Here is a 13,251-nt window from a genome sequence, read left to right as displayed (position 1 = left end):
CCTAGTAAATTGATGCGATTTAATTTGATTCATATCTTACAATGCATTAATACACGTGTCAACACATTTTAATTAAGCAGATTAGTATACTCGGATTAACTATTTACTTCTCTTATTCATTGTGATAGTTTGATATGAAAAGGCCGAAAGGAAGAGGAACATGGCAAAAGTTGAAAGTTTCCAATTGGATCATACGAAGGTAAAAGCCCCTTATGTGCGGGTTGCAGGTACAGAGAAAAATGAGAAGGGCAGCACGGTGCAAAAATATGATCTCCGCCTGCTCCAGCCGAATGCCGACGCTCTGCCCACGGCAGCAGTCCATACGCTGGAGCATCTGCTGGCTACCTATCTGCGTGACGAGCTGGAAGGGATCATCGATATTTCTCCAATGGGGTGCAGAACCGGCTTTTATCTGATTATCTGGGATGAGCATGAGCCAGCCGATGTCGCTGCTGCACTGACCAAGGTCCTGCATAAGGTACTGGAAACCGAGCATGTGCCGGCTGTGTCTGCGCTGGAATGCGGCAATTATAAAGACCACTCCCTGTTCAGCGCCAAGGAATACGCCAGACTTGTGCTGGAAGCCGGCATCAGCGATGATCCCTTCCGCAGCTAGCCTGAAAGGATCCTTCATACGATGCTGAATATTGACTTTGCCGGCAAAACCCTGGTTGTAACCGGAGGGCTTACCGGAATCGGCAAGGGAATCACAGATTTATTCCTTAAGGCCGGAGCAAATGTAGCTATCGGAGATATCGCCTGCCGCCCCGGCCTTGAACGTATCCATGACCGGCTGGTGCAGATTCAGATGGATGTCACCATAAGCGCGGACGCTGCGCGGCTGATTGACGCTGCTGTGGAGGCTTTTGGCGGAGTCGACTTTCTGGTGAACAACAGCGGGACCTCCACGATGGATTACGCCGTGGATATCCGGGAGGAAGACTGGGATAAGGTCATGGATATCAACGCCAAGGGCGTATATCTGGTCTCCCAGGCGGGAGCAAGACAAATGCTGCGCCAGGGCCGAGGCGGCCGCATCATCAACATTGCCTCCCAGGCAGGCAAAAATGGCTACCGCTGCATGGGCAACTATGTCGCGTCCAAGCATGCCGTGCTTGGCTTCACCAAGGTGATGGCGCTGGAGCTGGCCCAGGCGCAAATCCTGGTGAACGCCGTCTGTCCCGGCATCGTCGAAACGGACATGAAGCGGCGCGAGCGTGTAGAGGGTGCAGCCCTGCGCGGCATGCAGCCGGAGGATATTCTCGCTGAAGACCGCTCGCAGGTGCCGCTGGGCCGGACGGCCGAGCCGGAGGATGTAGCCAATGTAGTGCTGTTCCTCGCCAGCCCGCTGTCCTCCTATATGACGGGCCAGGCGATTAACGTGACCGGCGGCATGACGATGAATTAACGGACACGACAGAAAAAAACGGCTACGTTGTCCGGTGAAGGACGGCGTAGCCGTTTTCAATTTCAGTTTACCGTTGTCCGGGGGACCCTCTATGAAACCTGCGGAAGTCCCGATTGGTTAATTGGAAAAAGGATCACTAATTCGCTCGAACACCCTGTACTCCCCAGGCGAAGTGGAAAAAGGATCACTAATTCAGCTCATTTCGCGCCTGACAGGGTAATATTGCCCAATTAGGTTCCCTTTTTCCACTTAAGTCTCTCAATTATTGATTTTTTGAAGAAATAAGTTCCCTTTTTCCAACTAGCACCTGCTCATCTGCTTCTACGCAAGCATTGTCCGAAATAGGAGTTCTAATCCGGCTGTCCGGCTGCTTTCCGCAGGGGCCTGGAACTTCTTCTATAAGCCTCAGCCTTCGGCGTGACCCAGCCGCAGCTTCAGTCCCGTGACCGCGAGCGTCACATTGCCCGGCAGAATGTAGTCTTTTCTCATATCCACATCATGCGACATATGCGTATACACCGCACGGACCGGCTGTACGATGTCCAGCAGCTCTGCCGCTTCGGTCATATCGTACACTGAACGGGTGGACAGCTCGGCGGATTCATAATAAAAGCTTGTCCCCAGCACCAGCAGATCTGCTCCATGCATATGCTTCGTCTCCTCAGGTCCCAGTGAAATGGAATCCGGGCAATAGACCCAAGTGTAGCCGTCCTTTTCCAGCCTGTAGGCGTAGGAATAGCCATTCTTGCCATGGTTAACCCGCCAGGTGCGGATCTGCCAGCCATCCAGCTCAAGACCGTCATCGCAAGGAATCATGTCGATCTGCCCGCCAAGCCACGGATACTGCCGCTGAATTACAGGGATCACCTCCGCCGGAGCGTATAGCTCCCCTCTGTACCCCATCCAGCGGCAGCTGTCGGCCCATTCCGGCAGTCCGCCGATATGGTCGAAGTGGGGGTGTGTCACCAGCAGCCTGTGCATGCCTCGCCGCCCCTGCAGCTCCATCTGCCGCCGCCAATCCGGCCCACAGTCAATGACCCAGAAATCACTGCCATTATCGATGAGCACGGAGGAACGCAGCCGGGCGTTGTCGCCGCTGCTTCTTGCCTCCATGCAGGTCTCGCAGCTGCAATATACCCGGGGTACGCCCATGGCATCCCCAGTTCCCAAAAATACCAATGTGTCCACAAGCCAGACCTCCCTCTAATATCGTCACGGTTGTTCCAAAAACACTTTACCATTATAGAACAGCTTCGTGTCCAATTGCATCCTGCAGGAAGAAGGAGGAGCTCGTCTTTCTTATACCTCACCGTAAGCTATGCACCTTGAGTAACACCCTGAGGTAATCCAATCCTGCACGCTATACAACATTTCAGCTCATCCTACCCCACATTTACTCCAAATCTTGCACGCCGTACAACATTCCAGCTCATTCCAGCCTGATCTCACCCTAAATCCTGCAATCTGTGCAACAATTCGGTTTCCACCTTAAATCCCGACATTACCTGCATACTGTACAACATTCCAGTTCAATCCACTCTATACTCCCCAAATCCTTCATGCTGTGCAGCATCTTCTTCGAAAGCAGCTCTGTTTTCTCACTTCTGCACACGCCAGGACGGGCCTAAAAACCGAAAAAAGAGCCATCCCCTTCCGCAGGCCCGCCTGCCGATGGGACAACTCTTTTTTTGGCCATCCAATCCCTTATCCATACTCAAGTTACCTTATCACTCCGTGCCTTAGATTCCGGCCAGCACCTGATACCAGATGCCCCGCTTCGAGTACAGTGTTGTGCGGACCTTATCCCAGCCGCCCAGATACGAAATATCGAACAGACCCGCAGGCACCGGATATCGGCCTTCATTCTCGGCATACACCTGCTCGTCAACCGGCCGGAAACCATATTTGGCAAAAACCTGCTGTGCCTCCGGCGTAGTCAAATAATCCACTAAGGCTTGCGCAGCTTCGCTGGTGCCATGTTCCTCAGCGTACTTATTCACGACCGCTGCCGGATTTTCGATCAGAATCGTGTTCCTGGGGATAATCACTTCATACTTGACGCCTTGTGCGATCCGGGCCAGCAGCTCATTTTCATAGGTGACAATCACATCGCCCACCCCGTATTCAAAAGCCGCCATGGACGCCCGCCCGCTTTTATCCAGAGATTCTACGTTGGCGTGTACGCTCTCCAAAAAAGCTTTGGCGGCAGCCGGATCTTTAGCTCCCTCCTGCTCCTCAGACAGCTTCAGGCCTGCCCCATAGATGGCATTGATGTCCCATTGGGCTCCCCCGGAAGTCTTAGGGTTCGGATACAGCACCTTCACTCCCGGCTTCGCCAGGTCGGCAAAATCATGGATGCCCTTGGGGTTGCCCTCGCGGGTACCGAGCGCCACCACCGAGCGGGTCACCATACCGTTCACCCCCCGGTCCTTCCAATCCGCTTCAACCAATCCCGCCTTCACCAGCTTGTCGACATCGCCTTCCATCGCCAGCAGCGTCACATCGGCTTCAAATCCGCCGGCAATGGCCCGGGCCTGGGTTCCCGATGCCTCATAAGACTGCTGGAACGTGAGCGTCTGCCCCGTTTTGGCCTTCCACGCTGCCGCGAACAGGGGCAGAATTTCGCCCATGGCATCCTTCGCCACACTATAGGCTCCTACCACCAGCGTAAGATCACCTTGCTGTGGCTTTTCAGCCGCAGTGCTTTCTTTTCCATTTCCGCACCCGGCCACCGCCAGCGCGAGTACTGCCAGCATTAGGGCAGCTAGCCATCCGTGCAGTTGTCTGCTCCTTTTGAAAAGCCTCATCCCGGCGACACATCCTTTAGTTAGATAAACACAGGCATTGGGTCTTCCTTCAACCCGTTCTCTTGAATCCAGCTCCGCTCGTCGTTGAAAAGATAAGCACGGTGGACAAGCACCGCGATTTCCTGGCCCGGGGTCAGGGTTTCTTTTTCCAGCGAGCGATAGGTGACCAGCTTATGGCCGTTCACTTCCACCTCAACCAGCCATTCGCTGCCGCGGAAATGCAAATGCTTCACGATGCCTTGCTCCGTAGCCGAAGCCATTTTGAATTCATTCAGGTGGCCTACTTCGATATATTCCGGACGGATTAGCGCCTTAGTCGGCTTACCTCCGGTGTTGTGGAAGCCCTTCAGCTCTGCGGCGCTCTCGATCAGGGTAGACTCCCCGATAAAGGTCGCCACAAACGGCGTCTTCGGCTCTTTATAGATGTCCCAAGGCGTGCCCTTCTGCTCCAGCCGGCCCTGATTAATAATCATGATCTCATCCGCTACCTCAATCGCTTCATCCTGGTCGTGGGTTACGAAAATGGAGGTGATGCCGACACGCTCAATCAGCTCACGCAGCCACGAACGCAGCTCCTGGCGGATCTTGGCGTCAATGGCTGCGAACGGTTCATCCAGCAGCAGCAGCTGCGGCTCAGGCGCAAGCGCCCGGGCAAAGGCAACACGCTGGCGCTGACCGCCTGAGAGCTGATGCGGGTAACGTTTTTCAAAACCCTTGAGACCCGTAAGCTCCACCAGCTCGGCCACGCGGTTCTGGATGGTGTGTTTGTTTGCTTTTTTCACCTTCAGGCCAAACGCAATATTCTCATACACCGTCATATGCTTGAACAGCGCATAGTTCTGGAACACAAAGCCGATCTCGCGCTCCTGGGGAGGAAGATTATTGACCGTCCTGCCATGAAAAACAATCTCGCCGCTGTCCGGCGTCTCCAGTCCCGCCAGCATGCGCAGAATTGAGGTTTTGCCCCCGCCGCTTGGACCGAGCAGCCCAATCAGATGGCCTTTGGTAATGCCGAAATTGACGTCCTTCACCGCGTGAAAATCTCCGAAATGCTTATTGAGTCCCCGGACCTCCACATGCATATTAATGCACTTCCTTTCTTCTTTTGCTCCATTCCATAAGCAGCAGCAGACCCGCGGAGAATGCGGCCAGCACCAGCGCTATACCGCCCGCAGCCGTTACATTGAAGTTCTCGACATCCTGATAGACCAGCGTGGTCGCGGTCTGGGTCTTGTTCATGATATTGCCCGAAACGACCAGCACCGCACCGAATTCACCCAGCGAGCGCGCAACCGTCAGAATCACACCGTAAATGACAGCCCAGCGGATGGAGGGCCAGGTTACCTTCCAAAAGGTGGTCCAGCCATACGCACCGAGCGTTGAAGCGGCCTCCTCCTGTTGCGAGCCGATCTCCTGAAGCACCGGCATGATCTCGCGCACCATCAAAGGGAAGGTCACGAAGAGTGTGGCAATTACCATTCCCGGAAAAGCATATACAATTTTCAGCCCAATTTGTTCAAACACTGCACCCAGCGCACTTTCCGGACCAAGCAGCAGCACAATCATCAGGCCACCGATTACCGGCGACACCGCATAGGGCAGATCGACGATACTGTTCAGAAGCCCCTTGACCCGGCTGCCCAGCCAGCTTGCCCTTACCAGATACAAAGCCATCATAATGCCGAACAGCGTATTGAGCAGTGTTACCACCACAACGACGAACCCTGTCATCATCAGTGCGTGCAGCGCCTCCGGCCGGGTCAGTGCATTCCAGAAGCCGTCGAAGCCTTCGCTGAAGGCGCCGATCGTCATTTTTCCGAGAGGTGCAGCAATCAGCAGGAAAAATACAAGATAAGTAAGTCCGATCCACAGCTTTCTCATGCTCTTCTCCCCCTCATCTGCAGAAGGTTAATAAGCCAGAGAATAAGGAAGGACAAGGTTAAGAGAATGACGGATACCGCCGCAGCTCCGACCGGATTGTCACTTTCCACTTCACCGAAAATGAACACGGAGGATACCAGCGTACGTCCCGGAATATTGCCCGCTACGAGTACAACAGCTCCGAATTCGGCAAGCGCCCGGGAGAAGGCCAGCATGCCGCCGCCGATCATTCCAGGAGCCATGGAAGGCAGAATGACCTGCCGGAACACGCGGCTGCGCGTGGCTCCCATCGTATAAGCTGCTTCTTCCTCCGAAGCGTCCAGCTCCTCCAGCAGCGGCTGCACCGCGCGGATCACAAAGGGAAAGGTGACAAAAACCATGGCAATCACAATCGCCGGCTGGTGAAATACAATTTCAAATCCCAGGGCTTCCGCCATGCCGCCAATCAGACTGCCTGGACCCAGCAGCAGCAGAATCATCAGCCCCCCAACTGCCGTCGGCAGCGCAAAGGGCAAATCAACAAGACTGTTCAGCAGCGCCTTCCCGGGAAATTGATAGCGGATCAGCACCCAGGCAATCATCGTCCCAAGCAGCACATTAATGACCGTAGCCATAACCGCTAATTTTAGCGTCAGCAATACAGACTTCCAGGCTATCGGATCACTGATACTTTCGGCAAAATTACTGAAGCCAAGCGAAAACGAGTTGTAGTAGACCCCCAGGATCGGCAGAACAATCAATACCACAAAATACAGCAGAATAGTCGTGCGGAATCCCCAGGTCCAGCCCTTGTGTCTAAGCAGCGTATTCAAGAACAAATCCCCCCACCTCCGGCTTACCGGTCGGTATACTCGCCTTTACAGCCATAATTATTCCTATTAATATACTTGGTTTAAAGTTATCACTACTTTACCAAATGCCGCTTGCGCTCGTCAATTACTTTCGTTCGATTTGGGGTAAACTATAGTATATTTATTGTAAAGAGAGGGGATAACATTATGCTGCACACCATGGAGATCAGTACCAGCAAACGGGATGAGCTGCGGGACATCACCAGAGAAGTCATTTCCTATGTCAAAAAAAGCGGTGTTCAGAATGGCATCATCATTGTATACTGCCCGCACACCACTGCGGGAATAGCTATTAATGAAAATGCTGACCCGGACGTCAAACATGATGTGCTGATGCGGCTTGACGAGGTTTATCCTTGGGAGCATCCCAAATACCGCCACGCGGAAGGCAATACGGCTTCTCACCTGAAATCCATCACTGTCGGCCCCTCCCAGAGCATCATCATCCATGAGGGCGCACTGCTGCTGGGCCGCTGGCAGGGCATTTACTTCTGCGAATTTGACGGGCCGAGACGCCGGCAATGTTATCTGAAGATTATAGAAGGCTAAACTTACGTACTCACGTGCCGCTTCTATAACATAGCCCTTGCTGCAGCAAAAAGACGGCCACTTCTTGCGGGGCCGTCTTTTATAACAAGGATAAATCTCTTCACACTTTCACCATTCAAAGTTATACCAATGCAACGCGCTAAACCGAGAAATGTTAAAAAAAACACAGCGTCTATAAACTGCGGCTTAATACCTTGACATGCATAACAGCTGCCTGTCTGACATCCTCGAACGATACTTTATCCTGAATATAATAAGAAATAAAACCGTGTGCGGACAAGAACAAGGTGAGCGGTATGCTCTGCCAGTCCTCGGATACATAACCCTCTTCTTTCATGTGCGAACGCACAATGCTTGCGAATAACTCAAAACATCGGCCCTGTTCCGCACGGCAATAAGCCAGAAGCTCTTCGTCGCGGATCATGAACATAATCTCGTACTGATAAGGATGATCCAGTCCAAACCGGATAAATTCCAGAATCAGCTGTTCCACCCGCGTCATTCCCGGTTCAGGCGGCGTATGCATAACCTGATTCAGCAATGTGGCGACATGATTGAAATCCTCGACAACAATGGCGTAGAATAGCTCCGCCTTCTCTTTGAAATGATAATAGAGCGACCCATGGCTGTACCCCAGATGCTGGCCAATGCTGCGCATCGATATGGCCCGGTATCCTTTGGTAATGAACAAATGCCTGGCCGCTTCCAAAATTCTTTCCCTCGACAACTCCTGCTCGACTGCTCTTCTTGCCATATCTTATTCCCCTTCGCTGTAGTAAAGCCGCCGCCCTTCTGTAACCAGCGCTTGCCCCTGGGTAAGATCCGTTATCCATGCCATAAATGCGTCTCCCTCATCATTGCGCGGCAGACACAGCAGCGTAACTTTATCCGTAAACAAAGTTTCACCAGTCTGTATGCCTCTTCCTCTAAGCTCATTCTCAACCTTGCCCAGCCAGGTATAGTCAATTTCCACAAATACCTCACGCCTCAGCACACGGGTGATTACTTCTCCAGCTTCGAGTGCCAGGACAGCGCCGTCCGTATAGGCCCGGATTAATCCGCCTGCGCCCAGCATAATGCCTCCGAAATAACGGGTAACAACAATTGCGACATTTTTAACGTTTTGGCTGCGAATTACCTCCAAAATCGGTTTACCGGCCGTTCCACTCGGCTCCCCGTCATCCGACTGTCTCTGGATCTCGTCCCGCTCGCCAATCATATATGCAGAGCAGTTATGTGTGGCATTCCAATGCTGCTTCTTGATGTTCTCGATAAATTGCACCGCTTCTTCTTCGGTCTCCACCGGCATTACGTGGCCGATGAAGCGTGACTTACGGATTACGACTTCCCGGGAACCGGGAGAGCGCACCGTCCGGTATTGTTCCAGCATCATTATTCCATTCCTTACATCCAAATAATATCATGATATATATTAGGAGCAGGCCATGGTATGGATTACCTCTGGTCTGCTCCCTGGTGGCTATACTAGTATGAATGATCTGCGGTGTCCGGCAATGTTATTCGGTAAGTCTGGCTTCGAGCTCTGCCTTTTGTTTCTCGTAGCCCGGTTTGCCGAGCAGGGCGAACATGTTCTTCTTGTATGCTTCTACACCCGGTTGGTCGAATGGGTTGACGCCCAGCAGGTATCCGCTGATACCGCAGGCTTTTTCAAAGAAGTACACCAGGTACCCGAAGGTATAAGGCGTCTGATCCGGGATGGTCACAATCAGGTTCGGAACTTGTCCGTCTGTGTGGGCCAGCATTGTGCCCTGGAACGCTTTTTTGTTGACAAAATCCATGGTTTTGCCGGTCAGGAAGTTCAGGCCGTCCAGATCATCCGGATCATTCTCGATCGAAATTTCATGCTGGACCTTTTCAACCTGGATCACCGTTTCAAAAATGTTGCGGTTCCCCTCTTGAATGAATTGGCCCATGGAGTGCAGATCCGTAGAGAAGTCAACGGAGGATGGATAGATGCCCTTGAAATCCTTGCCTTCGCTTTCGCCGTACAATTGCTTCCACCATTCGGATACAAAGTGCAGGGAAGGCTCGTAGTTAACGAGGATTTCTGTTGTTTTGCCCTTGCGGTACAAGGCATTGCGGACAGCTGCATATTGATAGCTCTGGTTGGTAGCCACATCCGGGTTGTTGAACTCATCCGCTGCGGCTGCGGCCCCTTGCATCATTTCTTCAATGTTGATTCCCGCTACAGCGATCGGCAGAAGTCCTACCGGTGTCAACACCGAGTAGCGTCCGCCTACATCGTCAGGGATAATGAACGACTCATAGCCTTCTTCATTGGCAAGCTTCTTGAGTGCGCCTTTTTCCTTGTCGGTGGTAGCGTAGATACGCTTGCGTGCCTCTTCTTTGCCATATTTCTTCTCCAGCGCTGCGCGGAAGATACGGAAAGCGATAGCCGGTTCAGTAGTTGTACCGGATTTGGAAATGACGTTCACGGAGAAGTCTTTGCCTTCTACAAGGTCAAGCAGGTGTGTGATATATGTAGAGCTGATGTTGTTCCCTGCAAAATAAACTTCCGGTGTTTTGCGTTTGTCCTTGGAAAGGTTGTTGTAGAAGGAATGCGAGAGCGCCTCAATTGCTGCACGCGCACCCAGATAAGAGCCGCCGATACCGATAACGATAAGCACATCGGAATCGCTCTGAATCTTCTTGGCCGCCTGCTGGATCCGGGCGAACTCTTCCTTGTCATAAGCCTTAGGCAGATCGATCCAGCCCAGGTAGTCGGAGCCTGCTCCGCTCTTGTTATGAAGCTGCTCGTGGGCCAGCTTCACCGGAGCGGCAAAGTAGTCAATCTCATGCTGGCTGAAGAAGGAGAGAGCTTTGGTGTAGTCAAAATTAATCTTCTTGGACATCGGTAATGGTTACCTCCTGTTTATCTCTTTGGATTTGACACCGTTTGTTACAACTTTATAATTAGGATACTTTAATTTGCCTTGACTGGCAAGGTCATTAGGCACATCCCGGGCTTTTGAACCATGTTTTCGGAAGTTTCGTGGAAACGCTTGCTGCACCGCACAATGGACCGTTTTGTGGAACAAGCCAGGGTGCCGTGATAGAATATATAAAAGCACGCAATTTCAAAGAGCGAAGGTGGAAACGGAATGAAACAGATCGGCTTTATCGGACTCGGAACGATGGGGGCACCTATGGCTTCCAACCTGCTGCGCAGCGGATTTGAGGTTACCGTGTACAACCGGACAGCAAGCAGAAGTGAACCTCTGAGAGCAGAGGGTGCCCGGGTGGCTGCAACACCGCAACATGCCGCCGAAGGCAAGGATGTTATTATTACCATGATCAGCAACGATGATTCCATCCGTGAAGTGTTCTACGGCACCGGCGGCATCCTGGCTGTCCTTAAGCCGGGGACAACGGTTGTGGATTCCAGCACGATTTCCCCCGGCTTGGCCAAGGAAATTGCCGCAGCCGTGGAGGAGCGGGGCGGCAGTTTCCTGGATGCGCCGGTAACCGGCAGCAAACCTGCGGCCATCGAAGGCACGCTGGTGTTCATGGTTGGCGGCAGCGCCGGGGTCATAGATCAGCACCGTGATATCTTCGACTCCATGGGCAGGCTGCTCCTTCATATGGGCGGCAACGGCAGCGGCGCTGTCGCTAAGCTGGCCCACAACGCCATGGTCGGCATTCATAATGTCGCGCTCGCCGAAGGCTTCTCCATCGCCGTGAAGTCGGGCGTGCCCGCAGACAAGTTCCTGGAGCTGGTGAAGAACGGGTCGGCTGGCAGCAAACAAGCCGAACTGAAAGGCCAGAAGATCATAGACAATGATTTCAGCAACCAGTTCTCCCTTGCGCTGATGCTGAAGGACCTCAAGCTGGCCTCCTCGCTCAGCGACTCCGCAGGCGTGCCTTCCCCCATGCTTGGTGTGGCCAAAAGCATGTTCCAGGCCGGGTACAACCACGGCTATGGGGATGAGGATCTGTCTGCAGTGGTCAAATCCTATGAGGAATGGATTGGCCAGAAGATCGGCGGGGACGCAGCCAAGGAGTAGGCTCCCGAACCCCCGTCTAAGTTAAAACCCAAGCAAAGTGAAATCGGACGCAGCCGCAGTGTAGGCTGCGTCTTCTGCTGCAGAAGCCGCAGCGGTTGATCTGCCCAACCGGATGCTTCGGCCATTTACCTTCACCAGAACAACAAATGGAAATTTACCTAAAACACCAAGGAGGACCATTACATGCTGTCCATTCTTATAGCCGAACCCCAGGATGCTGACCTGTTGGCGGAAATCCAAAAAAGAACCTTCGATGAAGATGCGCGCCGGTTCCAGAACAAAGAAGAAGACGGGCCTCCAGGATACAGCTCCAGTTCGTGGCAGAGTGAAATGATGGAAAAAGGCCTGTACTACAAGCTGATTGCTGATGGGCACATCATCGGCGGAATGATAGTTTTCCCTTCACCGGATGGACAGGAATATCATCTGGGCCGAATCTTTATTGACCCGCTGCATCAGAACCGGGGCTTTGGCCAGGATGTCTTTCATTTCTTATTCAGCACTTTCCCTAACGCGCATAAATGGACACTGGACACCCCATCCTGGGCGGTCAGGAACCACTACTTCTATAAGAAGCTGGGCTTTGTGCAGACCGCTGAAGTTCAAATCGAGGAAAGCGGCATAACGCTTATTCAATATGAACGAACGGCGCAGCATTCAGACTGATGTTCCGACTTAGCTGATGTTCAGGTCTCATTGCTTACTCTTGAGAGCCATTCTTTTGCCATAGCCTTAAACAGCTCCTCTTGCTCCAGATGCAGATTATGACCGGCACGGTCCAGAACTGCAAACGTCGCGTGCGGCAAGAAATCCAATAGCTTCCAGACATCCTTATATCCTGTCATTGAATCTTGCCTTCCTGTTATGATCAGACTTGGCTTCTCAAAGGGAGCAATAGCATCTGCCTCAAAGCTGAAGGGATAGCCACCGTCCGCTTTTATCCGCTCCATGAAGGCTTCATCCGCCAGTTGGAGGCCGCATAGTATCTCACGGCTGAACCGCTCCCATACAGTTCTATCCTGCACAACTGCAATGGAGATGAATTCCTCCCTGTCCGCTGCACTCAGCTCTTTCAGCAATTCAGCATCCTGGACCATCACCTGGTGCGGCGGAAGCTCCCTTTTGGAGGATTCAGCAATTACACAGGGACAGAGCAGAAACAAGCCATCGATTAGCTCCGCATATTCTCCCAGCAGTCCTCTTGCCAAATAGCCGCCGTAAGATTGGCCCACAAGAAGAAAACGTTCATTGGGTATTAACGCTTCAATCATCATCTTGACCGCACGCAGCATATCATCCGAAGAACGGATCCATTCTGCGGCAGGTGACATTCCCATCCCAGGCAAATCAACGTAGATCCGCCTATATTGGTCTTGACTGGAGAATAGAGGTTCCATACAGCTCATCATCATCCGGTGATCCGGGCCGTTACCGTGAAGGATCAGCATCGGCTTGCCCTCTCCGGCCTCTTCATAGTTAAACGTTATGTAGTTATCCGAATACAGCATGATCTCACTCCTACGCACATCTGAAATATTAGGACCAAAACAATTGAAAGAAATAATATTTTCCACAATCACAAACATATGTTCTTATTACAGAATAACAAATTTCGGTTTGACTGGCAAGTACACATACATGCATAACAATTAAACGCGGCTTCATGTTCCTCCAAAGATAGCGGGTCCCCTTTCAGCAAGAAATGGAAGGATGCAATGCAGCGCTCAGCA

14 protein-coding genes are annotated in these 13,251 nt (G+C 52.3%); 5 read left to right on the top strand and 9 right to left on the bottom strand.

The annotated features are described in order from the left end of the window. The first annotated feature begins 160 nt into the window (after positions 1-160). Positions 161-616, top strand: coding sequence for an S-ribosylhomocysteine lyase (locus PRIO_RS07420; RefSeq protein WP_020428307.1), 456 nt, complete (start codon positions 161-163; stop codon positions 614-616). Positions 617-637: 21 nt separating this feature from the next. Beyond that, entirely contained in the window at positions 638-1,408 is a 771-nt protein-coding gene (locus tag PRIO_RS07415) for an SDR family NAD(P)-dependent oxidoreductase (RefSeq protein WP_020428308.1), read from the top strand. A gap of 405 nt (positions 1,409-1,813) precedes the next feature. Here PRIO_RS07415 and PRIO_RS07410 read toward each other — a convergent pair whose 3' ends face one another. The 5 genes from PRIO_RS07410 to cysT form a co-directional block, all read right to left on the bottom strand. Then, entirely contained in the window at positions 1,814-2,596 is a 783-nt protein-coding gene (locus tag PRIO_RS07410; RefSeq protein WP_020428309.1) for an MBL fold metallo-hydrolase, read from the bottom strand. A gap of 551 nt (positions 2,597-3,147) precedes the next feature. Next, positions 3,148-4,215 carry a sulfate ABC transporter substrate-binding protein gene (locus PRIO_RS07405; protein ID WP_039788070.1) on the bottom strand — a complete coding sequence of 356 codons (1,068 nt, stop codon included), beginning with the start codon at positions 4,213-4,215 and terminating at the stop codon, positions 3,148-3,150. Between the two features lie 20 nt (positions 4,216-4,235). After that, positions 4,236-5,297: a sulfate/molybdate ABC transporter ATP-binding protein gene (locus PRIO_RS07400; RefSeq protein ID WP_020428311.1), complete on the bottom strand. Its 1,062-nt coding sequence runs from the start codon at positions 5,295-5,297 to the stop codon at positions 4,236-4,238. Between the two features lies 1 nt (position 5,298). Continuing rightward, the gene (locus tag PRIO_RS07395) at positions 5,299-6,096 is read right to left on the bottom strand and encodes a sulfate ABC transporter permease subunit (protein ID WP_020428312.1); all 798 of its coding nucleotides are present in this window, start codon (positions 6,094-6,096) and stop codon (positions 5,299-5,301) included. Beyond that, entirely contained in the window at positions 6,093-6,908 is an 816-nt protein-coding gene (gene cysT, locus PRIO_RS07390) for a sulfate ABC transporter permease subunit CysT (RefSeq protein WP_039788072.1), read from the bottom strand. The genes PRIO_RS07395 and cysT overlap by 4 nt, the downstream gene beginning before the upstream one ends. A 186-nt stretch (positions 6,909-7,094) precedes the next feature. Between cysT and PRIO_RS07385 the strand changes: the two genes are divergently transcribed. Then, complete coding sequence (locus PRIO_RS07385) at positions 7,095-7,496, top strand: secondary thiamine-phosphate synthase enzyme YjbQ (protein WP_020428314.1); 402 nt, start codon at positions 7,095-7,097, stop codon at positions 7,494-7,496. A gap of 172 nt (positions 7,497-7,668) precedes the next feature. On the opposite strand, the gene PRIO_RS07380 is transcribed toward PRIO_RS07385, so the two are convergent. The 3 genes from PRIO_RS07380 to PRIO_RS07370 form a co-directional block, all read right to left on the bottom strand. Then, entirely contained in the window at positions 7,669-8,250 is a 582-nt protein-coding gene (locus tag PRIO_RS07380) for a TetR/AcrR family transcriptional regulator (RefSeq protein WP_020428315.1), read from the bottom strand. A 3-nt stretch (positions 8,251-8,253) separates the two neighbouring features. Then, positions 8,254-8,886 (bottom strand): YigZ family protein, encoded by a 633-nt coding sequence (locus PRIO_RS07375; protein WP_039788078.1) that lies wholly within the window; start codon positions 8,884-8,886, stop codon positions 8,254-8,256. A 127-nt stretch (positions 8,887-9,013) separates the two neighbouring features. Then, on the bottom strand, positions 9,014-10,369 hold the full coding sequence (locus tag PRIO_RS07370; RefSeq protein ID WP_020428317.1) for a glucose-6-phosphate isomerase: 1,356 nt from the start codon (positions 10,367-10,369) through the stop codon (positions 9,014-9,016). Positions 10,370-10,618: 249 nt separating this feature from the next. Between PRIO_RS07370 and PRIO_RS07365 the strand changes: the two genes are divergently transcribed. Both PRIO_RS07365 and PRIO_RS07360 read left to right on the top strand, forming a co-directional pair. Next, complete coding sequence (locus tag PRIO_RS07365) at positions 10,619-11,521, top strand: NAD(P)-dependent oxidoreductase (RefSeq protein ID WP_020428318.1); 903 nt, start codon at positions 10,619-10,621, stop codon at positions 11,519-11,521. Positions 11,522-11,704: 183 nt separating this feature from the next. Further along, positions 11,705-12,187 carry a GNAT family N-acetyltransferase gene (locus PRIO_RS07360; protein ID WP_020428319.1) on the top strand — a complete coding sequence of 161 codons (483 nt, stop codon included), beginning with the start codon at positions 11,705-11,707 and terminating at the stop codon, positions 12,185-12,187. A 20-nt stretch (positions 12,188-12,207) separates the two neighbouring features. On the opposite strand, the gene PRIO_RS07355 is transcribed toward PRIO_RS07360, so the two are convergent. After that, positions 12,208-13,029: an alpha/beta fold hydrolase gene (locus PRIO_RS07355; protein WP_020428320.1), complete on the bottom strand. Its 822-nt coding sequence runs from the start codon at positions 13,027-13,029 to the stop codon at positions 12,208-12,210. Between the last annotated feature and the right edge of the window lie 222 nt (positions 13,030-13,251).

Origin of the sequence: Paenibacillus riograndensis SBR5 (assembly GCF_000981585.1) — a bacterium.
Lineage (GTDB): Bacteria > Bacillota > Bacilli > Paenibacillales > Paenibacillaceae > Paenibacillus_AQ > Paenibacillus_AQ riograndensis.
The sequence above is the reverse complement of the archived record's forward strand: the minus strand, read 5'-3'. Positions and strand labels throughout refer to the sequence as shown.

Bases quoted from the DNA above. Each gene is read 5' to 3' on its own strand.
- PRIO_RS07385 (WP_020428314.1), top strand. From the start codon at position 7,095: ATGCTGCACACCATGGAGATCAGTACCAGCAAACGGGATGAGCTGCGG.
- PRIO_RS07365 (WP_020428318.1), top strand. From the start codon at position 10,619: ATGAAACAGATCGGCTTTATCGGACTCGGAACGATGGGGGCACCTATG.
- PRIO_RS07405 (WP_039788070.1), bottom strand. From the start codon at position 4,215: ATGAGGCTTTTCAAAAGGAGCAGACAACTGCACGGATGGCTAGCTGCC.
- PRIO_RS07380 (WP_020428315.1), bottom strand. From the start codon at position 8,250: ATGGCAAGAAGAGCAGTCGAGCAGGAGTTGTCGAGGGAAAGAATTTTG.
- PRIO_RS07395 (WP_020428312.1), bottom strand. From the start codon at position 6,096: ATGAGAAAGCTGTGGATCGGACTTACTTATCTTGTATTTTTCCTGCTG.
- PRIO_RS07375 (WP_039788078.1), bottom strand. From the start codon at position 8,886: ATGCTGGAACAATACCGGACGGTGCGCTCTCCCGGTTCCCGGGAAGTC.
- PRIO_RS07355 (WP_020428320.1), bottom strand. From the start codon at position 13,029: ATGCTGTATTCGGATAACTACATAACGTTTAACTATGAAGAGGCCGGA.
- PRIO_RS07420 (WP_020428307.1), top strand. From the start codon at position 161: ATGGCAAAAGTTGAAAGTTTCCAATTGGATCATACGAAGGTAAAAGCC.
- PRIO_RS07360 (WP_020428319.1), top strand. From the start codon at position 11,705: ATGCTGTCCATTCTTATAGCCGAACCCCAGGATGCTGACCTGTTGGCG.
- PRIO_RS07400 (WP_020428311.1), bottom strand. From the start codon at position 5,297: ATGCATGTGGAGGTCCGGGGACTCAATAAGCATTTCGGAGATTTTCAC.
- PRIO_RS07415 (WP_020428308.1), top strand. From the start codon at position 638: ATGCTGAATATTGACTTTGCCGGCAAAACCCTGGTTGTAACCGGAGGG.
- PRIO_RS07370 (WP_020428317.1), bottom strand. From the start codon at position 10,369: ATGTCCAAGAAGATTAATTTTGACTACACCAAAGCTCTCTCCTTCTTC.